Below are 22,045 nucleotides of genomic sequence, written 5' to 3' on the forward strand. Positions count from 1 at the left end.
GTTCAGTCGCAGTGTTCAGTCGCAGTCATCTGATAACTGTGACTGAGACTGTAAACTAATTTAATTCGTTTTTAATCCAGTCGTATCCTTTTTCTTCTAACTCTAAAGCTAAATCTGCTCCACCAGTTTTTACGATTTTTCCGTCCATTAAAACGTGAACAAAATCTGGAACAATATAATCTAACAAACGTTGGTAGTGTGTAATCACTAATACCGCGTTGTTTTCGTTTTTTAATTTATTTACACCATTAGCCACAATTCGTAACGCGTCGATGTCTAAACCTGAATCGGTTTCGTCCAAAATTGCGATTTTTGGCTCTAACATTGCCATTTGGAAAATCTCGTTACGTTTCTTCTCACCACCCGAAAAACCTTCGTTTAACGAACGCGACAAGAATTTTCTGTCCATTTCCAATAATTCTGATTTTTCACGAATTAACTTCAACATCTCGTTTGCTGGCATTTCCTCTTTTCCGTTGGCTTTTCTACTTTCGTTGATGGCCGTTTTGATGAAATTCGTCACCGAAACACCTGGAATTTCAACTGGATATTGAAACGATAAGAAAACACCTTTATGCGCTCTTTCTTCTGGTGCTAATTCTGAAATTTCTTCTCCGTCTAAAAAGATTTCTCCTTGAGAAACTTCATAGTTTTCGTTTCCAGCAATGATAGAAGATAAAGTTGATTTTCCAGCACCATTTGGCCCCATAATCGCATGAACTTCTCCTGCTTTAATTTCAAGGTTGATTCCTTTTAATATTTCTTTGTCTTCTACCGAAGCGTGTAAGTTTTTTATTTGTAACATTTTGTAAATGTGTTATTTATTCTAATTTTAAAATTGATTATCCTACTGAACCTTCTAACGAAATTTCCAACAACTTCTGTGCTTCCACTGCAAATTCCATTGGTAATTTGTTCAATACTTCTTTACTGAATCCGTTAACTATTAAGGCAATTGCTTTTTCGGTTGGGATTCCACGTTGGTTGCAATAGAACACTTGGTCTTCACCAATTTTTGAAGTCGTAGCTTCGTGTTCAATTTTTGCCGAAGCATTTTTACTTTCGATATATGGAAAAGTGTGTGCGCCACAATTATTTCCCATTAAAAGCGAATCACACTGCGAAAAATTACGTGCGTTTTCGGCTCTTGCTCCGATTTGTACTAATCCTCTGTAACTATTTTGTGATTTTCCAGCTGAAATTCCTTTGGAAATAATTGTCGATTTGGAATTTTTACCCAAGTGAATCATCTTAGTTCCTGTATCGGCTTGCTGATAATTGTTGGTAACCGCAATGGAGTAAAATTCGCCAATTGAATTATCTCCTTTTAAAACAACCGAAGGATATTTCCAAGTTACCGCCGAACCTGTTTCTACTTGTGTCCAAGAAATTTTAGCGTTTTTCTCACATAAACCTCTTTTGGTTACGAAGTTATAAACCCCACCTTTTCCTTCTTTGTTTCCAGGATACCAGTTTTGTACGGTTGAATATTTAATTTCGGCATCGTCCATTGCAATTAATTCTACAACGGCTGCGTGCAATTGATTTTCATCACGACTTGGAGCCGTACAACCTTCCAAATACGAAACATAACTTCCTTCATCTGCAATTAGCAATGTTCTTTCAAACTGACCTGTTCCACCTTGATTGATACGGAAATACGTTGATAATTCCATTGGACAACGAACGCCTTTTGGAATATAACAGAAACTTCCATCAGAGAAAACTGCCGAATTTAAAGCGGCATAGAAATTATCTTTCTGCGGAACAATGGTTCCTAAATATTTTTGAACCAATTCTGGATGTTCTTTGATCGCTTCCGAAATCGAACAGAAAATAATGCCTTTTTCGTTTAATGTTTTCTTAAAAGTCGTTGCTACAGAAACCGAATCTACCACTATATCAATCGCCACATTGTTCATTTTCTTTTGTTCGTCCACCGAAATCCCTAACTTTTTGTACATCGCCAAAAGTTCTGGATCAACGTCTTCTAATTTTTTATTCGGATCGGCTTTTTTAGGTGCCGAATAATACGAAATCGCTTGAAAATCTGGTTTTTCATAATGCACATTTGCCCATTCTGGCTCAATCATTTCTAACCAAGCTCTGAAAGCTTCTAAACGCCATTCTGTCATCCATTCAGGCTCTTCCTTTTTCTTTGAAATCGCACGAACGATGTCTTCATTTAGACCAATAGGAAACGTTTCCGAGTCCAATTCGGTATAAAATCCGTATTCGTATTCTTTATTTTCTAATTCGACTTTTAAGTCGTCTTCTGTGTATTTACTCATTTTTTTAATTTAAAAATTTAAAGATTGAAGAATTTAAAAATTCCCATAAAACCTTCAAACTATCATTTTTCTAATTTTGAATCTAAATACTTTATAAAATTAGAAATGTTTTGAGAAATCTCAATTGTTAATTGAAAACTATCTTGCATTTCATTTTCTGTACAAAATTCTAATTCTTTTGCTAATAGTAGCATATTTCTAACTTCAGCACAACTCCCTTTTGCAATTTTTAAATATCGAATGAATTGCTTATTGTTGTTATATTCTGAACCTTCAGCTATATTATTTGTAATCGAAATTACAGCTCTTTTAATTTGATCTTTAAAACCAAATTCTTTCTCTAATGAAGAATTATTCAATAATTTAAAAACTTGTTTTGTAAGCAAAACACCTTTTTTGTGAACTTCAAATTCTTCAAAAGATTTCGTCATAATCTTTAAATCATTTAATTTTTCAATCTTTAAATTTTATAACGAGAAACTCTCTCCACATCCACACGTTCTTTGTGCATTTGGATTGTTAAAAACAAATCCTTTTCCGTTTAAACCACCCGAAAATTCTAATATTGTTCCTGCCAAGTAAAGAAAACTCTTTTTTTCTACAGCAATTTTTACATTATTATCTTCAAATATTTTATCGTTTTCTCCTATTTCGTTGTCAAATTTTAAATCATAAGACAAACCCGAGCAACCACCACTTTTTACGCCTACTCGAACGTAATCTTTGGCTGCATCAAAACCATCTTCTTGCATCATGCTGATGATTTTTTTACTTGCTGTATCAGATACTTTAATCATTTCTTATTTTGATTTTGTCTAAATTAACTGCAAAGATAAGCCATAAATTGCTTTTTACAAGAGTTGCTAACATTTTTATAACTTATCGATTCATAGTTTCTGTTTATAGTATTTTTTGTAATTTGGCTGAAAAATGTTTGAAGTATGAAATTATACCCAATTGAAGCTGGAAATTTTAAATTAGATGGTGGCGCTATGTTTGGAGTGGTACCTAAAACCATTTGGAATAAAACCAATCCAGCCGACGAAAATAATTTAATTGACATCGCCGCGAGATGTTTATTAATTGAAGACGGCAATCGACTAACGCTTATTGATACCGGAATGGGCAACAAACAATCAGATAAATTTTTTGGATATTATTCGTTATGGGGAGAGCATTCATTAGATAATTCACTAAAAAAAGCTGGTTTTCATCGCGATGATATTACCGATGTGTTTATGACGCATTTGCATTTTGACCATTGTGGTGGAAGTGTCAATTGGAACAAAGATAAAACGGGTTACGAAGTGGCTTTTAAAAATGCGAAATTTTGGACAAACGACAACCATTGGGAATGGGCAACGAAACCAAATTCAAGAGAAAAAGCTTCTTTTTTACATGAAAATATCATTCCAATGCAAGAAAGCGGTCAGTTGAATTTCGTTAAAAGACCACAAGGTGATTTTTTATCAGAATCTGAATTGGGATTTGGGATTTTCTTTGCTGATGGTCATACCGAAAAACAAATGTTACCGCACATCAACTACAATGGAAAAACTATCGTTTTTTGTGCCGATTTATTAGCAACCGCTGGTCATATTCCTATTCCATATGTAATGGGTTATGATACAAGGCCATTATTAACATTGGACGAAAAAGCAAAATTCATGAATGCAGCAGCAGATAATAATTATTATTTGTTTTTAGAACACGATGCACATAATGAAATTATCACGGTAGAACGAACCGAAAAAGGGGTTCGTTTAAAAGAGGTTTTTAAATGCGATGATATTTTAAAATAATGTTAAAAACACTCAAAACTGTAACAAATAGACAACATTTCAGTCCAATAACTGAAAATTAATTAATTGAAAACATGAAGAAAATTTTTAGACCACTTTATTTAAGCTTGGCTTTAGGATTTATTTTAGCAAGTTGTGGATCGCAAAAAATGGTTTCAACTGCTGTTGAAAACGTTGATAATTTACCCTTAAAAATTACCCCATTAGCGGATAAAGATTTACAACGTTGGAGTCATTTAGACTTAGTAAAAGACACTGTGCCTGGAATGAGTGTTGATAAGGCCTACAAAGAATTACTTAAAGGTAAAAAAGGACAAAAAGTAATTGTTGGAATCGTAGATTCTGGTGTAGATATTAACCACGAAGATTTAAAAGCAGTAATTTGGACCAATCCAAAAGAAATTGCTGGAAACGGAATTGACGATGACAAAAACGGTTATATTGACGATATGCACGGTTGGAATTTCTTAGGAAACGCTGTTCATGAACAATTAGAAATGACACGTATTGTTAAAAAAGGGCCTGGAACTCCAGAATATGATAAAGCAAAAGCAAAATTAGAAGAAGAGTTAAAAGGACTTACGCCTCAAAAACAGCAATTAGATTTTATCGTAAATGCTGAAAAACAATTGGCTACTTACTTGAAAAAAAGTGATTTCACGTTAGAAGAAGTAAAAGCTATTCCAGCTACTGAAAGCGCTTTGGCACAACCAAAAGCACTTTTTTCGCAAATTTTATCGTCAACGCCTAAAGCAGAATTTGACGCTCAAATTGAAGAGTTTAAAGACTATGTTTATGGTCAAATGAACTACAACTTAAATGTAGAATTTGATGGTCGTTCAATTGTTGGTGATAATCCAAACGATTTAAAAGATACGAAATACGGAAACAATAATGTAGTGGGTCCAGAGCCAAAAGAAGCAAAACACGGAACACACGTTGCTGGAATTGTGGCTCAAGTTAGAGGCAACAATAAAGGTGGCGATGGTGTTACAAATAATGCACAAATATTAACTGTTAGAGCCGTTCCAAATGGGGACGAATATGATAAAGATATCGCTTTAGGAATTCGTTATGCGGTTGACAATGGTGCAAAAGTAATCAACGGTTCTTTTGGAAAATATTTTTCTCAAAACAAAGAATGGGTTATCGATGCTATCAAATATGCCGAATCTAAAGACGTTTTAGTAGTTATTGCTGCTGGTAACGAATCATATGATTTAGATGTTACCAACAAATATCCAAACGACACCTATGATGGAAGTCCAGAATTTGCTAAAAATGTTTTAATTATTGGTGCACTTTCTCCGGCTTATGGAAGTAAAATGGTGGCAAGTTTTTCTAATTACGGAAAAAACAATGTAGACATTTATGCTCCTGGAGATAAAATTTATGCTACTACTCCATTAAATACTTACGAATATTTACAAGGAACTTCAATGGCATCACCAAATGTTGCTGGTGTAGCAACATTAATTCGTTCATACTATCCAAACTTAACTGCGGTTCAAGTAAAACAAATTATCATGGAAAGTGGAACACCTTTAAAAAATGAAGTGGTAATTGGAGAAGACAAGCACAAAGCTAATTTTGCTGATGCTTCTAAATCGGGTAAAATTGTAAATGCTTACAATGCGTTACTTTTAGCTGAGATTATGTCAAAAAAATAATAGTTTAAACCACTATAAAAACCAAAACCTACAGGTTGTTAAATTCTTGTAGGTTTTTCTTTTAAAAAACTGATTATGAAAAACTTACTTTTTATTTTTATTTCTTGCTTTGGTTTCGCACAAAACAATCCAAATCCAGGGTATTGGCAACAACACGTTGACTATAAAATGGATGTGAAAATGGATGTTAAAAAATTTCAATATACTGGAAAACAAGAAATTGCTTACACTAATAATTCTAATGATACGCTGCACAAAGTGTATTATCATTTGTACAATAATGCATTTCAACCCGGAAGCGAAATGGATGCGCGTTTACAAGTAATTTCAGATCCCGATAAACGCATGGTGCGCACCTTTAAAAAAGAAGGTAAAGATGTAAAAGAAAGTAAAATCAGCACCCTAAAACCAAATGAAATTGGTTATTTAAACATCGCTAACTTCAAACAAGATGGCGTTGCAGCAACCACAAAAGTAGTGGGAACTATTTTAGAAGTTACGTTAGCAAAAGCTATTTTACCCAAACAAAAAACTACCCTTTCATTAGATTTTGAAGGACAAGTGCCTTTGCAAATTCGTCGTTCGGGAAGAATTTCTGAAGAAGGCGTTGCTTTATCCATGACACAATGGTATCCAAAATTATGCGAATATGATTTTGAAGGATGGCACGCTAATCCATACATCGGAAGAGAATTTCATGGTGTTTGGGGTAATTTTGATGTAAAAATCACTATCGACAAAGCCTACACTATTGGCGGAACGGGTTATTTACAAAACAAAAACGAAATCGGTCACGGTTATCAAGATGCTGGTGTGCAAGTCGTTTATCCAAAGAAAACCAAAAATCTAACTTGGCATTTTTATGCGCCAAACGTTCATGATTTTGCTTGGGGAGCGGATAACGAATTCATACACGACATGATTTTAGGTCCGAATGATGTAGAATTGCATTTCTTGTACAAAAACAAAAAAGATAATTTAGAAAACTGGAAAAAATTACAACCTAAAACAGCCGAATTATTAGCGTTTTTTAATGAAAACGTTGGACAATATCCATACAAACAATACTCCGTAATTCAAGGTGGCGATGGCGGAATGGAATATGGCATGTGTACCTTAATCACCGGAAACAGAGCTTTTGGGAGTTTAGTTGGTGTTACCGCACACGAAATGGCGCATTCATGGTTCCAATTTGTATTAGCAACCAACGAAACCAAACACGAATGGATGGACGAAGGATTTACATCGTATATTTCTAATTTAGCGATGAACAAAGTTTTCCCTCCAAAAAAACCAGAAAATCCGTTTGAAGATGCTTATAAAAACTACATTTATTTGGCAAAATCGGGGAAAGAACAACCACTTTCTACACACGCCGATCGTTATGATTTGAATATGGCGTATGGCATTTCGGCTTACAGTAAAGGGGAAGTGTTTTTGGCGCAATTGGGTTACCTAATTGGGCAAGAAAACCTCAACAAAACGATCAAACGTTACTACAACGAATATAAATTTACGCATCCTACACCAAACGACATCAAACGTGTGGCTGAAAAGGTTTCTGGCGCAAATTTAGATTGGTATTTGTTAGATTGGACACTGACCACCAACACCATTGATTATGCTATTAAAAACGTTGAAAGCGCAACCGATGGCGTGCAAAGAACAGGTGTTTCATTAGAACGCAAAGGCAGAATGCCAATGCCGTTAGATATTTTAGTAGAATATACCGACGGAACTAAAGAATTTTTCTACATTCCAAACACGTTAATGCGTTGGGAAAAACCAAATCCTTACACTGGAATTAAAGCTACGGTTTTAAAAGGCTGGGATTGGGCTTATCCAACCTACTTTTTTGAAATTCCAAAAGCACAATCCAACATAAAATCCATCACTATTGACCCAAGCGGTTTATTAGCCGATGTAAATAAAGAAGACAATGTTTTTATCAAAAAATAACGAAAAGCGACTTTAGGGTCGCTTTTTTTGTGTGATGCTTTCTGATAGACTACCTACCTGATAAATATCATAATTCACGTTTTTAGAATGTCGTAATTTTAATGTGCTTAAAACGCAATTCAAAAATTAGTACGCAATTTTAAAAAACAATAGTATGAGCATTGCAACCAAAGACATTAGAAACGTGGTATTTCTTGGGCATTCAGGTTCAGGGAAAACCACATTCATCGAGACCATGTTGTTTGAAAGCGGTATCATTCCGCGTCGTGGTTCGGTAGAAGCACACAACACCATTTCTGATTTTACCGACTTGGAACGTGAACGCGAAAACACCATTTACAGCCATTTAATGCATGCCAAATGGCACAACAACAAAATAAATATTATTGACACACCTGGTTTTGATGATTTTATAGGCGAAGTGGTTTCGTCTTTAAAAGTTTCAGACACGGCTTTAATTCTTTTAAACGCAGCTTCGGGTGTAGAAGTTGGCACCGAAATCGTTTGGGAATATGTGCAAGATTATCAAACTCCTGCCCTATTTGTCATCAATCAAATGGATCACCCAAAAGCGGATTATGACACCACTTTAGAACAAGCCAAAAATCGTTTTGGAAACAAAGTAATTCCGATACAATATCCGTACAATTCGGGCGAAAAATTCAATAGCATTATTGATGTCCTTCGCATGACGATGTATGTTTTCCCAGAAAATGGCGGTAAACCAGAAAAAATGCCTATTCCAACTGCAGAATTAGAAAAAGCAAATGCACTTCATAACGCTTTAGTAGAAGCTGCGGCAGAAAACGAAGAAGGTTTAATGGAAAAATACTTTGATAAAGGCAATTTAGACGAAGAAGAATTGGCAAAAGGATTAACCGTTGCCTTGGCACATCAACAAATTTATCCTGTTTTTTGTGCTTCAGGATTGAAAGATATGGGAAGTGGAAGAATCATGGGATTTATTGATGATATTGCGCCTTCTCCAGCCGACAGACCTGCTAAAAAACTTGAAAATGGCGCTGAATTAAAATGCGATGTTTCTGATAAAACCACCATTTTTATTTACAAAACACTTTCTGAACCTCAAGTGGGAATGGTTTCCTATCTCAAAGTACTTTCGGGCGAATTGAACGCTGGTGATGAATTAGTGAATGCCGACAATGGTGAAATCGAACGCCTAACTCAAATTTTTGTAACCGAAGGAAAACAACGAACCGCAGTGGAAAAATTAGTTGCTGGCGATTTAGGAGCAACGGTTCGTTTAAAATTTGGGCATTCAAATAATACGCTTAACGCGAAAGGTGTAGACCGAAAAATCAGAAAAATGCAATTTCCAGACAGCCGCATCAGAAAAGCCGTTTCGACCGCTAATCTTGCCGATATGGAAAAAATGATTAAAGCGTTGCACCAAATTCAGGAAGAAGATTTAACCTTAAAAGTGGAACAATCTGCCGAACTAAAACAAACTATTATTCAAGGACAAGGGCAATTGCATTTGGATTTAATCAAACACCGCATTGAAAACGAAAACAACATCGAAATGCTGTTTGAAGAACCAAAAGTACCGTATCGCGAAACCATAACCAAAGCTGCAAAAGCTGAATACCGTCATAAAAAACAGAGTGGTGGTTCGGGGCAATTTGGAGAAGTACATATAACCATTGAGCCTTATTTTGACGATATGCCCGAACCACAAGGTGTAAACATTCGTAATAAAGAAATCGAAGAATTGCCTTGGGGCGGAAAATTTGCGTTCTATTGGTGTATTGTGGGTGGCGCCATTGATAATCGTTATGCAACTGCCATCAAAAAAGGCATCATGCATGAAATGACCGAAGGTCCGTTGACCGGTTCCAATTGTCAAAACATACGGGTTTGCATTTATGATGGAAAAATGCACGCTGTTGACAGCAATGATATTTCGTTTCAATTAGCGGCTTCACATGCATTTCGAATGGCTTTTAACGAAGCAAAACCACAACTTTTAGAACCCTTTTATCATTTAGAAGTATTGTGCGAAGATAATCACACTGGTGATGTTATGGGCGATTTACAAACCCGAAGAGCCATCATTCAAGGCATGGAAACCGACGGACATTATCAAAAAATAATAGCAGAAGTACCTTTAGCCGAGCTAAAAGATTATGGTTCTTCCCTTCGTTCGTTAACACAAGGAAAAGCAAAATTCAAATTAGAATTTAGTAATTATCAATTAGTTCCTCCACACATTCAGGAAAATTTAGTTATAAGCAATGCGTCGCTTTCTGAAGTGTAAAAAATGAATTTTGCGATAGAAAAAGCTTCTTCATTATTTGAAGAGGCTTTTTTTATACCTTTGCGCTATGCAATTCACATATCCCAAAAAAGAAAAATTAAAAAGCAAAACCACTATCGATTTGCTTTTTTCAGAAGGAAATTCGGTTTCGAAATTCCCGCTGCGTTTGGTATATGTTGAGAACAAAGAACCCAATGCCGAACTAATGAAAATGGGAGTTTCGGTATCAAAAAAATATTTCAAAAAAGCAGTAGACCGAAATTATTTCAAACGTGTTTTACGCGAAACGTATCGTTTAAACAAGCATCTTTTGATTGATAATTTAGAAAAACCGTATGCTTTTATGTTTTTCTATCAAACCAAAGAACGACTTTCGTATCAAGAAATTGAGGAAAAAACTATCCAACTTTTTCAAAAATTCAACGAAATTAAAAAGTAAATCACCACAATGGTTTAATTTTTGCTCAATATTATTTACTTTCGTAAAATAGTATCAATCAACACGTCAATCCATGAAGCCTTATTTCAAAAGAAAAATAATTATCCCCGTTGTCACTTTAACTTTTCTTTTTATCGGAGTGAGTTTTAAAAACGATTTTTTTGAAATTGCCAAACAAATCGAAATTTTTACTGGTGTTTTCAAAACGGTGAATCAAAACTATGTAGATGAAACCAATCCAGGTGAAATGATGGATGTTGCCATAAAAGGCATGTTGAAAGAATTGGATCCATATACCGTTTTTTTTAACGAACAAGACGTTTTAAAGTTCAAAATTAACAATACGGGCGAATACACCGGAATTGGTGCTATGGTACAACGCAAAGACGGGAAAGTATATTTAAAAGAAATTTACAAAGGATTTCCAGCGGATAAAGCGGGTTTAAAAGCCGGTGATGAAATTACGCAAATTGGCGATGTTAACTTAAAAGAATACACCGAAGACGCTTCGCAATTGCTAAAAGGAGCAAAAAACACAGCTGTTGTTGTGCAATACATTCGACAAGGAAAATCACAAACAGCCACAATTATTTTAGATGAAGTTGAAATCAAAGCCGTTCCTTTTTATGCGCTATTAAAAGATAATGTAGGCTATATTGTTTTGTCAAAATTTACCGAAAAAGCAAGTTCAGAAACAAAAGCAGCTTTACTAGACTTAAAAAAACAAGGAGCTACCAAAATCATATTAGATTTAAGAGGAAATCCAGGTGGTTTATTGCACGAAGCTGTAAATATTTGCAACTTATTTGTGGCTAAAGACGAACTTATTGTAACCACAAAATCTAAAAACCCGAAACACAATCATGTGTATAAAACTAAAAATGAACCTATCGATTTAGAAATTCCATTGGCTGTTATTGTAGATGGAAAAAGTGCTTCGGCTTCTGAAATTGTGGCAGGTGCAATTCAGGATTTAGATAGAGGAGTTGTTCTTGGTAGTAGAAGTTTTGGAAAAGGATTGGTACAAAGACCTTTGGATTTATCATATGGAACTCAAGTTAAAGTTACTATTTCAAGATATTATACTCCTTCTGGAAGATGTATTCAAGCCTTAGATTATTCTAAAAAAGACGAAAACGGAAAAGCGATTAAGAAAAATCAAACCGAATTCAATTCGTTTAAAACTAAAGCCGGAAGAACTGTTTATGATGGTGGAGGCGTGTTGCCAGATGTAGAAATTGAAGAATCTAAAACAGCCAATATTACTGATGCGGTGGTAAAAAAAGACGCTGTTTTTAATTTTGCAACGCAATTGTATTACAAAAATCCGACACAAACCGGAATTCCTTCTGTTTCTGATGCTGATTTTGCAAACTTTAAAACCTATTTAAAACAAGAAAAAATCAGTTTAGACACCGAAACCAATCAGGCACTAAAAAACGTGTTGGAAAGCGCTAAAAAGGAGAAAATTGACACCGAAATAGCAGCCGAATATAAACAATTGGAATTGGCTTTAGAAAGAAACCAAGATTTAGCGTTGGACAAAAACAAAAACCAAATTAAGAAATTATTGCAAGAAGAATTAATTATTCGTTATCAATATCGCGAAGGGTTGTATACTTTTTATACGAAAAACAATACCGAAATCGAAAAAGCAATTGCGCTTTTAAACAATACATCACAGTATAAATCTATTTTAAAAAAATAAAATGAATCGCTTTCTTTCTATACTATTTGTAGCTTTTTCTTGTTTTTCTTTCGGACAAGAGGAAGAAGAAGTACACTCGATATTTTTTGAATTTGATAAATACAATTTAAAAAACGAACAAGCTGATGCAGTAGTGGCGTTTGTGAGCAAAATAGATACTTCTCGCATTGCTTCAGTTCAAATTTTTGGCTATTGCGACGATAGAGGAAAAGATGAATACAATTACATTTTATCGACAAATCGAGCCAATACAGTTAAAGACAAATTGGTAGAACGAGGCATTAAAAGTAAAATTATCATTACGCTGGAAGGTAAAGGTAGAATCATGCTCGACGAAGATATGCAAACCAATATTCCAGAAGCGCGCTCCAAAAACCGAAGAGTAGATGTAGTGGTAAATTTTAAACCCATCGTAATTGAAGATTTAAAAATTCCTGGGGTTTATAGTTCGGTTAGAAAAGATGTAATTGTTGGCGATAGAATTTACCTAGACAAGGTGCTTTTTGAACGCGGAAGTAGTAAATTAACTTATCAAGCCAAAAAAGAATTGGATAAAATTGCCATTCAACTGCAAAAGAACAAAAACATTCATTTTGAAATTCAAGGACATGTTTGTTGTACACCAACTTTTCAAAAAGAAGCCGTTGATAGAGATACCAAAAAACGCGAACTTTCTACCAACAGGGCCAAGCGTGTTTACAACTACTTATTAATGAAACAAATTAGCAAAACCCGAATGACTTTTAAGGGTTATGGCAACACACAATCGTTAAAACAAGGAAGTGCTTTAGACAGAAGAGTGGAGCTTTTGATTACCAAAAATGAACCTCCTGCTAAGAAAAAATAATTATTTTTTTTTCATCTGAATATGCGGAATATCATCCTCCAAATACATTTCGCTGGTTTGAATAAATCCGTGTGATTCGTAGAATTTTTTTAGATATTCTTGTGCAGAAATCGTGATAGCTGTTTCATTGAAATTTTCTTTTATTGCTTCAATAGAAACTTGCATTAAATTGTGACCAAATTTTTTAACACGGTATTTTGGGCTCACCACAACTCGTCCAATTGATGCTTCATCAAAATAATAGCCTTTGTTGAATAAACGAGAATATGCAGCCAAATCGCCGTTGTAATACCCTAAAACGTGAATTGCTTTCTCGTCTTTACCATCAATGTCTTGATAAACGCAATTTTGCTCCACTACAAACACTTCTGAGCGAAGTTGCAGTAAAGAATATAGTTCGGTTATAGAAAGTTCGTTAAATCGCTTTATTTCGAATGTTATTTCCATGATAAAAAAAGAAGTTCCCAATGAAGGGAACTTTATATTATTTTAAAAATTTAACCGATTGAATAATGGCTTCCAATTCAAAAACCAAATCTCGTTTCGACTTAGACGGATTATAAGTAAATCCTTCTAAAATTAAATAACGGTTGTTTTTAGTATCTTTAATGGCATAATTTACAAAAGGTCCGGCCATGAAATCGTTTTTCAATTCCCAAGTTCCTTTTGTTAAATAGGTTTTTTTACCTGCAACGGTTACATCAAACAAATAAGGAGCATAAGCTGCTTCGGTAATCATCCATGTATTTTGTAATGTTCCGTGAATATTTGCTTTTCCAATTTCATCTCGCATTGTAATAATATTGGCAATAATATTGTTGTCTTTTTCTACTTTTTCAATTGGAACTTCATAAATTAAAATACTGTTATATCCTGATGAAAACTCTTTTCTAAGCCAAATGAAATTATCTTTCACCATGTCATATTTGAATCCGAATCCTATTTCTAAGCTTACTCCAAACATTTTTTGGATTTTGTCGTCAGAAACCAATGATTTTCTCATTCGAACTTGATTTTCAACAATATCAGAAGCTTTAATGTTTTTAATAATTTCAGCTGATTTTTCTTCTAAAACAGTTAAAATCTCTTCGGTTGTTTTTCCCGAAACAAGGAATACATTTTGAGGTTTTGCATACAAGTTGTTGTTCGATGAAAAACCGGTTTTGGTATCTTTTTTTACGACAATGATGTTGCGACTTTTTCTAACAAACCCTTCAAAAACTTTAGTCGGATACTGATTTAAAGTAAACAGTGGCTCTTCTTGAGGCAATCCATCAACTGGTGCTGCGAATTTTTTTCTAATACTATCGCCAATTTCACCATTCCATAAATTGTCATCAATTATAATTGAAACGTTGTTAATTTTTCCGTTTGATTCAGATAAAACGGCTTGTGCATCCTCTTTATTTTCTTTACATGAGAAAAGAGATAGCGTAATAAAAGATAGAATTGCTAATTGCTTCATTGGAAAATATAATTTATCCGTTAATTTTTAATTTCATTCCTGGCTGAATATTATCACTGCTAATATCGTTCCATTTTTTTAAATCATCAATAGAAACTCCAGGAAATTGTTTAGAAATCGAAAATAATGAATCGCCATTTTTTACGGTGTATGTCCCGTCATTATTGGATTTAGCTTCAGATTTAATTACTGTTTTTTTATTGGAATAAATTTTTAATTTTTTACCTGAATGAATTGTAGTGCCTTTGATATTATTCCAAGATTTTAAATTACTTATTGAAACATTGTATTTATCTGCTATTTTTCCGAGACTTTCACCACTTTTAATCGTATGATATTGTAATTTTCGTTCAAATTTTGGTCTGTTTTCCTCAGATGAAGTGCTTATTGAATCTTTATGGCTAGCCACAACAACATCTGTATATGATTTCTCTTTGAATGTTTCCAAATGATTCAAATAGGCATACACTTTTTCTTCGTTTGAAACAAAAAGTCCCATCTTATTTTTTGGTAAACGTAGATAATGCGCTTTATCTTCTTCAAACGGAATTACTTTTAATTTATAAATCGGATTTAAAAATTCTATTTGTTCCACAGGAATATCCAATAATTCCGAAATATGCTTAAACGACATTTGCTTTTTCACCATAATGGTATCTGTTTCAAAATACGTTAATGTGGCTTTTTTTGGAAGAATTCCGTGTTCTTTTTTGAATTCGTAAATATACATCGTTGCTAAAAAAGCAGGTACATAATTGGCTGTTTCACGTGGAAGAAATTTGCGAATATTCCAATAATTTTGGCTTCCACCTGAACGACGAATCGCTTTTGAAACGTTTCCAGGTCCAGCATTGTAAGAAGCTAAAACCAAACTCCAATCGCCAAAAATTTCATATAAATGTGATAAATATTGGCAAGCAGCTTCTGTTGCTTTTAATGGATCGTGGCGTTCATCAACGTATGAATTTACTTCTAAATTATATTGCTTTCCCGTTGGATACATAAATTGCCAAAGTCCAGAAGCACCAACTCTTGATTTTGCTTTAGGGTTTAAAGCTGATTCTACAATCGCTAAATATTTTAACTCCATTGGAATATTATATTTTGCTAAATGCTCTTCAAACATTGGAAAATAATATTCAGAAACCGCCATTAATCGCTCAAAAGCTTTGGTTCTGTTTTTTAAAAAAGACTTAATTGTGTTTTCTAACGCTGGATTATATTCAATATTAAAAGGCGATTTAGCGTCCATTTTTGCGAGTCGTTTTTTCAAGACCTCCAAAGATAAATCATAGCTAACTTCTGAATCAATATTAAGATTTGAAATATCTGAAAACATATCTTCAGACAATTCTGTATTGGTCAATTCTGCCATCCATCTTTCGTCAATACAATTGCTAGTTGAATGATTGATAAACGTGTTTTTTAGTGAATCTAAATACGATAGTTTTGGTAATGTCAATGTATTTTGCTCTAAACTTTCTTGAGCAAAACCAACTGACGAGACCAATAGTGATATAAAAATTAATTTTTTCATTCTTGTTTTTGTTTTTTGGGGCGCATTAAAAACTAATAACTTAATTATCAGGTTTTTATTGTGTAATTATTCTAAAATAGCGGCAATTCCTGGTAATGTTCTTCCTTCTAACATTTCTAACATCGCTCCACCACCCGTAGAAACGTAACTCATCTTCGGCTCTAAGCCAAATTGTTTAACTGCTGCAACACTATCACCACCACCAACTAACGAAAACGCTCCTTTTTCAGTAGATTCTGCTATAAACTCTCCTAAAGAAATAGTTCCTTTTGCAAAGTTTTCCATTTCAAAAACGCCTAGTGGACCGTTCCACAAAATGGTTTTTGAATCTAAAATTATTTGTTTAAAAATGGCTAAGGATTTTGGTCCAGCATCTAAACCTTGCCAACCATCAGGAATGTGATTTACATCAACAATCTGAGTATTGGCATCGTTTGAAAAAGCATCTGCAGCAACTACGTCAACAGGAATATGAATTTGAACACCTTTTTCTTTGGCTTGTTTTAAAATTTCGATAGCCAATTCTAATTTATCATCTTCACAAATTGAATCTCCAATTTTTCCACCTAATGCTTTCACGAATGTAAAAGTCATTCCACCACCAATAATCATGTGATTTACTTTGTCTAAAATGTTTTCAATCACTGTAATTTTAGAAGAAACTTTACTTCCTCCTAAAATTGCAACTACTGGTTTTTCAGAGTTTTTTAATACTTTTTCGATACTTTCGATTTCTTTTGCTAACAAATATCCAAAGCATTTTGCTTCGTTAAAAAATTGTGCAATGATGGTAGTTGAAGCGTGTGCTCTGTGAGCGGTTCCAAATGCATCGTTTACATAAATATCACCTAAAGAAGCTAATTTTTTTGAAAATTCCACATCTCCTTTTTCTTCTTCAGCATAAAAACGTAAGTTTTCTAATAATAAAATTTCGCCGGGTTGTAGGTTTTTTGCAGCATTTTCTGCTACTTCTCCAATACAATCAGTAGCAAATTGTACTTTTTGTCCTAAAATTTCTTCTGTTTTAGACACAATATGTTGTAACGAATATTTAGCTTCAACGCCTTTTGGTCTTCCCAAGTGACTCATCAAAATAACACTTCCTCCATCTTTCAAAATTTTGTCAATTGTTGGCTTTGCAGCCTCGATACGAGTGGCATCTGTTACTTTAAAATTTTCATCTAAAGGCACATTAAAGTCTACTCTAATAATTGCTTTTTTGTTGTTGAAATTGAAGTCGTTTAGTGTTTTCATTTTTAGTTTATTTTGATTCGAATGATTGCAAATATAAATTATTGTATTTTAAATCTTTATAACAAATATCATATTTAGTAAATTTTTAAAACTTTCTTGTTTTGATTTTTTGCTTTCTTTTCTATCAATTTTGGTAAAATTTGTTTAGGTTTGTTGCATGCTTTTTAAAGATATTTTAGGTCAAGATCATATTAAAAATCACCTTACAAAAAGTGCTGAAGCGGGCAGAATTCCGCATGCACAATTGTTTGTTGGTCCCGAAGGTTGTGGCACACTTCCTATGGCGATTGCGTATGCACAATATATTTTGTGTGGCAATGAAGGTGGTGAAAACATAGGAGAAAATGCTGCTTGCAATCTTAAATTTGAACATTTTTCGCATCCCGATTTACATTTTGTTTTTCCAGTTGCAACTACAGATAGCATAAAAAGCCATGCCGTTAGTGATCATTTCATGATAGAATGGCGCCAATTTTTAACCGAATCTCCGTATGGAAGTTTGTTCGATTGGTTGAAAAATCTCGGAATTCAGAACAAACAAGGGTTAATTGGTGTTGATGAAGCTACTGAAATCAATAAAAAATTATCATTAAAAGCTTATGAAGGTGGTTACAAAGTAATGATTATTTGGATGGCCGATAAAATGAATGGCCCTTCGGCAAATAAATTATTGAAGTTATTAGAAGAACCACCTGCCAAAACCGTTTTTATTTTAATTACAGAAAGCACGAGCGATATGTTGCAAACGATTTTATCGCGCTGTCAAGTGATTGATTTTATAGGTTTGAGCGAAAGTGTAATTGCTGAAGCTTTCGTTTCACGTGAAAATTGTGAGCCAACTGTTGCTAAAAAAATCGCGCATCAAAGTGAAGGAAATTATAACAAAGCATTACATATTTTAAGAAAAGAGGATGATGAATTTCCTTTTGACGAATGGTTTGTAGAATGGGTGAGAAGTGCTTTTAGAGCAAAAGGAAATGCCGCAGCCATTAACGATTTAATTGCTTGGAGCGAAAACATTGCATCCACTGGAAGAGAAACCCAAAAACAATTTTTACATTACTGCATTCACTTTTTTAGACAAGCTTTATTGCTGAATTACAAAGCAAATGATTTAGTGTTTTTAGAAACAAAAGTGCCAAAATTTGAATTAGAAAAATTTGCTCCGTTTGTAAATGGTGCAAATATTACAGATATTTACAAAGAATTAGAAGACGCTATTTATCATATCGAACGCAATGGAAATAGCAAGATCATCTTAACCGATTTATCTATAAAATTAACTCGATTAATCCACAAAAACGCATAATTATGACACAAGTAGCTCCACTATTAGTTTTGGCTTTTTTAGCAATTACTTTTTTACAATCTGGATATGATAAAATGAAAGACTGGAAAGGTAATGTCGAATGGTTAAATGGACATTTTGCCAACACCGTTTTAGCGAAACAAGTTCCTTTTGCTTTAGGAATTGTATTGCTTTTAGAAATTGTTTCGGGTGTTTTATGTGTTTCGGGTATTATTCAAAACATCATGCAAGATGTGGTGATAAAAGGTTTAGGCTTTTATGGCGCCATTTTATCTTGTGTTACTTTATTATTTCTTTTGTTTGGACAACGATTAGCAAAAGATTATGATGGTGCAAGAACTATTGTAATTTACTTTATTCCAGCTGTAATGTTGGTAAACTGGTTGAGTTAATTTGTTATACTTGCTTTATACAAACGCAATTCGTCCCAAGTGAATGTATCGCCGTGAATTTCTTTTAATTCGCCTAAACTTTCGCCTTTAAAATCTTTAAAAGCCGCTTTTAAATCGGAAATTTTATCTTCTGGTAAAATGTCTGAAAGTTGCACGATTTCCATTTGAATCAACTTGGTAAAATGGTTGTAGATGGTTTGTGGTGTGAGTTTTCGCTGTTTTGCAATTTCGTAAATTGATAGGTTTTGTTTCCACAATTCCAAAGTATCTTCAATGGTGGATTTCTTTGGTTCTTTTGTTTTTTTCTTTTTCGAATCGGTGTAATACGAAACATCTTCGTCGTCTTCCACCAAAGCGGCATGCGAAGTTCTAAAACGTTCTGCCACAACCACTAACTTATTGATTTTGTATGTACTAATTTCTTCAGAAACTAAATTTTCTTTCGTAATTTCTTTACCTTCTACAATGATATTCGTAAGTAATTTCGCTTTTTTAAGTTGTAAAATCGCTTTAATTTGAAGTTCTTCTAAAGCCAATAATTCATCATAAAACGTTTTTACTTTTTTGATGCGTTTTACTTCTTCAATTTTTAATAATAATTCTTCGGCTACAGTATCTAATGTTTTAAAAAAGTATTGATAAGCTGCATCACATCGTTCTTTTACAAAATTAACATCCAAATTTTCATCGTAGAAAATTTTCTGTAATTGCGATAGAAATTTTCCGGAAGGTTCTAAAATTTCGGCTATTTTTTCTTGTTGGGTTTTTGCCCAATCGTTGTGTTTGGTTTTAGGCGATTTTGGTGCTTCAGAATTATAACTGAACAAATGATTGCGCCATTCTTGACCTAATTCTTTGAAATCAAATGAATTAAGTAGTGTATTCAACCAAAAAATCAATGTTTCTTTAGCTAATGAATGTTGTAAGATTTCTTCGGAAGCTTTATTTTCGGCATAATTGAGTACTTCCTCATCACTTGAAATGCCATTCATTCGTAACGGAGAAAGCAAAATAAGCCCTTTTAACGAACGCAAACGCGATAAAGCCACATAGGCTTGTCCAGGTGCAAAAACTTGCGATACATCAAGCGCTGCTTTGTCAAATGTTAACCCTTGACTTTTATGTACTGTAATTGCCCATGCTAACTTGATAGGGTAGTGGACAAATGTTCCAATTACATCTTCTTCAATTTCTTTGGTATTTTCATTGATCTTATAACGAATGTTTTGCCATTCATAACGTTCTACTTCTATGGTTTTATTTTCTTCTGGAAAGTGAACAAAAATTTCTTTTTCGGTTAATGATTTAATGACACCCATTTTTCCGTTATAATATTGCTTTTCGAAATTCAAATCATTTTTAACAAACATGACTTGCGAACCAACTTTAAGTTGTAATTTTTCGTCTAATGGAAATATTTTCTCTGGAAAATCGCCTGTAATTTCAGGTAAATAGGTGAATTGCTTGCCTTCAAGATCTTGTAAAGACTTTGCGTTTATGGTATCCGCTTTGGAATTGTGAGTAGTTAAAATGATGAATCCTTTATTTTTCTTGAGATCAAAATCGGGTTGTACAAATTGATTTAGAATCTTGACGTCTTCGGAAGTGATTTTATTGTGACGTAAATTGTTTAAAACATCAATAAATTCGGCATCGGTTTGACGAAAAATTTTATCCAACTCAATATACAACGGCGGATATTGTTGGATGATATGGGAATGAAAAAAGAACATGCCTCGATAATAATTCTTTAGCATTTCCCATTCTTCATTTTTTACCACTGGCGGTAATTGTAGTAAATCTCCTATAAATAAAACTTGAACTCCGCCGAAAGGTCTTTCGTTTCTTCTGACTTTTCGCATCATAAAATCCATGGCATCCAGTACATCGGCACGGAGCATAGAAACTTCGTCGATTACCAACAATTCCATATTTCGGATTACAGAACGTTTCACGTTGTTCATCTTGAAATGGCGACCTAACGAATCGCGATTTTCAAATTTTACAGTGTCAGAAAAGTGTGGAAGTTGTTTGTTATCAGGGATGAAAGCGGCAAAGGGCAATTGAAACATCGAATGAATTGTAACGCCATTTGCATTCAAAGCAGCAATTCCGGTAGGTGCTACAACAACTGTATTTTTATGTGTTGTGGCAATAATTTCTTTTAAAAGAGTGGTTTTTCCGGTTCCTGCTTTTCCGGTAAGAAAAATGGATTTATTGGTTTGATTAATAAATCTAAGGGTGTAAGTGGCTGCGGCTGATAATGGTTCCATGTGGCTTATAAATTTGAAATACAAATATATAGAAACAATTAGAAATAAAAAAGTCCTGATTTCTCAGGACTTTCAACTATTTTTTATCTTCTTCTTTAGTGGCTACTTTATCGTCTTTTTTTGAAGATGACTTATATTTATCATTTAACAACTTTGTTACTTCTTTAGTAATGTCATTAGATTCTTTAGCATAAATAACACCCGGACTATCGTATACATAGTCATAATCATTTTTCTTTGCATAATCACTGATAAATTCTTTAATATCTTTTACCAAACTATCCATTTCTTTTCCGCTTTCTTCTTGAATCTGTCTTACTAAAGCTTGCTGTTTTATATTTAATTGTTCCTCTCTTCTTTGCATTTCTTCACCTTTAGCTTGAGCCCATGCTGGTCCTTTTACTTGAGCTTGCGCTCTAGCTAATTCAAAATCTGTTTGAAAATTTTTTGCTTCTGCTTGCAATTCTCTACCCATTTCTTCAGATTTAACATTATATCTGTCTTTCATTTCTTGAGCTTGTACATTTTCTTCCAACAATTTAGCAGTGTCTATATATGCAGTTTTGAATTCTTTTGCAGATGTTTCAGATTTGTTACAAGCTAATATGCTTAATGCAACTCCTAAAATTAAAATGGCTTTTTTCATTTTTGTAAATAATTAATAATTTTTGTAAAAGTAATAATAAGTTGGTAAGTAGCAAATTTGTTGCTTTTTTATTTATTTTTAAACTATAAGAATTTTTTATGTAATTTTAAGATTTCTATAATCATAAACTATAAAAAACGACTTCATTAAATCAATTGTGGTAAATCCTTTAAAA

The 22,045-nt window shown here is 33.6% G+C and carries 19 protein-coding genes; 9 read left to right on the forward strand and 10 right to left on the reverse strand.

Annotated features, from left to right (window positions below; all coding sequences use genetic code 11):
* Positions 1-55: 55 nt before the first annotated feature.
* From sufC to OLM52_RS10920, 4 genes are all read right to left on the reverse strand, one after another.
* Positions 56-805, reverse strand: a complete 750-nt coding sequence (gene sufC / locus OLM52_RS10905) for a Fe-S cluster assembly ATPase SufC (RefSeq protein ID WP_264548541.1) — start codon at positions 803-805, stop codon at positions 56-58.
* Between the two features lie 37 nt (positions 806-842).
* Positions 843-2,291: a Fe-S cluster assembly protein SufB gene (gene sufB, locus OLM52_RS10910; protein ID WP_264548542.1), complete on the reverse strand. Its 1,449-nt coding sequence runs from the start codon at positions 2,289-2,291 to the stop codon at positions 843-845.
* Between the two features lie 62 nt (positions 2,292-2,353).
* The gene (locus tag OLM52_RS10915; RefSeq protein ID WP_264548543.1) at positions 2,354-2,722 is read right to left on the reverse strand and encodes a four helix bundle protein; all 369 of its coding nucleotides are present in this window, start codon (positions 2,720-2,722) and stop codon (positions 2,354-2,356) included.
* Positions 2,723-2,758: 36 nt separating this feature from the next.
* A complete protein-coding gene (locus OLM52_RS10920) occupies positions 2,759-3,088 on the reverse strand; it encodes a HesB/IscA family protein (RefSeq protein WP_264548544.1) in 330 nt (109 codons plus the stop codon).
* Between the two features lie 144 nt (positions 3,089-3,232).
* On the opposite strand from OLM52_RS10920, the gene OLM52_RS10925 reads away from it, so the two are divergent.
* The 7 genes from OLM52_RS10925 (at position 3,233) to OLM52_RS10955 (ending at position 12,994) form a co-directional block, all read left to right on the forward strand.
* Positions 3,233-4,093, forward strand: a complete 861-nt coding sequence (locus tag OLM52_RS10925; RefSeq protein WP_264548545.1) for an MBL fold metallo-hydrolase — start codon at positions 3,233-3,235, stop codon at positions 4,091-4,093.
* Positions 4,094-4,167: 74 nt separating this feature from the next.
* Positions 4,168-5,763 carry a S8 family peptidase gene (locus OLM52_RS10930; RefSeq protein WP_264548546.1) on the forward strand — a complete coding sequence of 532 codons (1,596 nt, stop codon included), beginning with the start codon at positions 4,168-4,170 and terminating at the stop codon, positions 5,761-5,763.
* A gap of 75 nt (positions 5,764-5,838) precedes the next feature.
* Positions 5,839-7,722, forward strand: a complete 1,884-nt coding sequence (locus tag OLM52_RS10935) for a M1 family metallopeptidase (protein WP_264548547.1) — start codon at positions 5,839-5,841, stop codon at positions 7,720-7,722.
* A 154-nt stretch (positions 7,723-7,876) separates the two neighbouring features.
* Complete coding sequence (locus OLM52_RS10940; protein WP_264548548.1) at positions 7,877-10,000, forward strand: elongation factor G; 2,124 nt, start codon at positions 7,877-7,879, stop codon at positions 9,998-10,000.
* Positions 10,001-10,067: 67 nt separating this feature from the next.
* Positions 10,068-10,439 (forward strand): ribonuclease P protein component, encoded by a 372-nt coding sequence (gene rnpA, locus OLM52_RS10945; protein WP_262317329.1) that lies wholly within the window; start codon positions 10,068-10,070, stop codon positions 10,437-10,439.
* Between the two features lie 73 nt (positions 10,440-10,512).
* The gene (locus OLM52_RS10950) at positions 10,513-12,147 is read left to right on the forward strand and encodes a S41 family peptidase (protein ID WP_264548549.1); all 1,635 of its coding nucleotides are present in this window, start codon (positions 10,513-10,515) and stop codon (positions 12,145-12,147) included.
* Position 12,148: 1 nt separating this feature from the next.
* A complete protein-coding gene (locus OLM52_RS10955) occupies positions 12,149-12,994 on the forward strand; it encodes an OmpA family protein (protein ID WP_264548550.1) in 846 nt (281 codons plus the stop codon).
* On the opposite strand, the gene OLM52_RS10960 is transcribed toward OLM52_RS10955, so the two are convergent.
* The 4 genes from OLM52_RS10960 to OLM52_RS10975 all read right to left on the reverse strand — a co-directional run bounded on the left by OLM52_RS10960 (position 12,995) and on the right by OLM52_RS10975 (position 17,250).
* Positions 12,995-13,441 (reverse strand): GNAT family N-acetyltransferase, encoded by a 447-nt coding sequence (locus OLM52_RS10960; protein WP_264548551.1) that lies wholly within the window; start codon positions 13,439-13,441, stop codon positions 12,995-12,997.
* Positions 13,442-13,478: 37 nt separating this feature from the next.
* The gene (locus tag OLM52_RS10965) at positions 13,479-14,459 is read right to left on the reverse strand and encodes a DUF4837 family protein (protein ID WP_264548552.1); all 981 of its coding nucleotides are present in this window, start codon (positions 14,457-14,459) and stop codon (positions 13,479-13,481) included.
* A gap of 13 nt (positions 14,460-14,472) precedes the next feature.
* Positions 14,473-15,996 (reverse strand): lytic transglycosylase domain-containing protein, encoded by a 1,524-nt coding sequence (locus OLM52_RS10970; protein ID WP_264548553.1) that lies wholly within the window; start codon positions 15,994-15,996, stop codon positions 14,473-14,475.
* A 66-nt stretch (positions 15,997-16,062) separates the two neighbouring features.
* The gene (locus OLM52_RS10975; protein ID WP_264548554.1) at positions 16,063-17,250 is read right to left on the reverse strand and encodes a phosphoglycerate kinase; all 1,188 of its coding nucleotides are present in this window, start codon (positions 17,248-17,250) and stop codon (positions 16,063-16,065) included.
* Positions 17,251-17,407: 157 nt separating this feature from the next.
* Here OLM52_RS10975 and OLM52_RS10980 point away from each other — a divergent pair, with 157 nt between their 5' ends.
* Together OLM52_RS10980 and OLM52_RS10985 are read left to right on the forward strand one after the other, a co-directional pair.
* Positions 17,408-18,559, forward strand: a complete 1,152-nt coding sequence (locus tag OLM52_RS10980) for an ATP-binding protein (protein WP_264548555.1) — start codon at positions 17,408-17,410, stop codon at positions 18,557-18,559.
* Between the two features lie 2 nt (positions 18,560-18,561).
* Entirely contained in the window at positions 18,562-18,951 is a 390-nt protein-coding gene (locus OLM52_RS10985; RefSeq protein ID WP_264548556.1) for a DoxX family membrane protein, read from the forward strand.
* On the opposite strand, the gene OLM52_RS10990 is transcribed toward OLM52_RS10985, so the two are convergent.
* Together OLM52_RS10990 and OLM52_RS10995 are read right to left on the reverse strand one after the other, a co-directional pair.
* On the reverse strand, positions 18,948-21,224 hold the full coding sequence (locus OLM52_RS10990) for a helix-turn-helix domain-containing protein (RefSeq protein WP_264548557.1): 2,277 nt from the start codon (positions 21,222-21,224) through the stop codon (positions 18,948-18,950). The genes OLM52_RS10985 and OLM52_RS10990 overlap by 4 nt on opposite strands.
* A 76-nt stretch (positions 21,225-21,300) precedes the next feature.
* Positions 21,301-21,870: an OmpH family outer membrane protein gene (locus tag OLM52_RS10995; protein ID WP_264548558.1), complete on the reverse strand. Its 570-nt coding sequence runs from the start codon at positions 21,868-21,870 to the stop codon at positions 21,301-21,303.
* Positions 21,871-22,045 lie beyond the last annotated feature (175 nt).

The organism is Flavobacterium sp. N2820, assembly GCF_025947285.1.
In the GTDB taxonomy this organism is placed as follows: domain Bacteria; phylum Bacteroidota; class Bacteroidia; order Flavobacteriales; family Flavobacteriaceae; genus Flavobacterium.

Bases quoted from the DNA above. Each gene is read 5' to 3' on its own strand.
- OLM52_RS10990 (WP_264548557.1), bottom strand. From the start codon at position 21,224: ATGGAACCATTATCAGCCGCAGCCACTTACACCCTTAGATTTATTAAT.
- OLM52_RS10940 (WP_264548548.1), top strand. From the start codon at position 7,877: ATGAGCATTGCAACCAAAGACATTAGAAACGTGGTATTTCTTGGGCAT.
- sufC (WP_264548541.1), bottom strand. From the start codon at position 805: ATGTTACAAATAAAAAACTTACACGCTTCGGTAGAAGACAAAGAAATA.
- OLM52_RS10925 (WP_264548545.1), top strand. From the start codon at position 3,233: ATGAAATTATACCCAATTGAAGCTGGAAATTTTAAATTAGATGGTGGC.
- OLM52_RS10970 (WP_264548553.1), bottom strand. From the start codon at position 15,996: ATGAAAAAATTAATTTTTATATCACTATTGGTCTCGTCAGTTGGTTTT.
- rnpA (WP_262317329.1), top strand. From the start codon at position 10,068: ATGCAATTCACATATCCCAAAAAAGAAAAATTAAAAAGCAAAACCACT.
- OLM52_RS10955 (WP_264548550.1), top strand. From the start codon at position 12,149: ATGAATCGCTTTCTTTCTATACTATTTGTAGCTTTTTCTTGTTTTTCT.
- OLM52_RS10935 (WP_264548547.1), top strand. From the start codon at position 5,839: ATGAAAAACTTACTTTTTATTTTTATTTCTTGCTTTGGTTTCGCACAA.
- OLM52_RS10975 (WP_264548554.1), bottom strand. From the start codon at position 17,250: ATGAAAACACTAAACGACTTCAATTTCAACAACAAAAAAGCAATTATT.
- OLM52_RS10980 (WP_264548555.1), top strand. From the start codon at position 17,408: ATGCTTTTTAAAGATATTTTAGGTCAAGATCATATTAAAAATCACCTT.
- OLM52_RS10965 (WP_264548552.1), bottom strand. From the start codon at position 14,459: ATGAAGCAATTAGCAATTCTATCTTTTATTACGCTATCTCTTTTCTCA.
- sufB (WP_264548542.1), bottom strand. From the start codon at position 2,291: ATGAGTAAATACACAGAAGACGACTTAAAAGTCGAATTAGAAAATAAA.
- OLM52_RS10950 (WP_264548549.1), top strand. From the start codon at position 10,513: ATGAAGCCTTATTTCAAAAGAAAAATAATTATCCCCGTTGTCACTTTA.
- OLM52_RS10960 (WP_264548551.1), bottom strand. From the start codon at position 13,441: ATGGAAATAACATTCGAAATAAAGCGATTTAACGAACTTTCTATAACC.
- OLM52_RS10985 (WP_264548556.1), top strand. From the start codon at position 18,562: ATGACACAAGTAGCTCCACTATTAGTTTTGGCTTTTTTAGCAATTACT.
- OLM52_RS10995 (WP_264548558.1), bottom strand. From the start codon at position 21,870: ATGAAAAAAGCCATTTTAATTTTAGGAGTTGCATTAAGCATATTAGCT.
- OLM52_RS10915 (WP_264548543.1), bottom strand. From the start codon at position 2,722: ATGACGAAATCTTTTGAAGAATTTGAAGTTCACAAAAAAGGTGTTTTG.
- OLM52_RS10930 (WP_264548546.1), top strand. From the start codon at position 4,168: ATGAAGAAAATTTTTAGACCACTTTATTTAAGCTTGGCTTTAGGATTT.
- OLM52_RS10920 (WP_264548544.1), bottom strand. From the start codon at position 3,088: ATGATTAAAGTATCTGATACAGCAAGTAAAAAAATCATCAGCATGATG.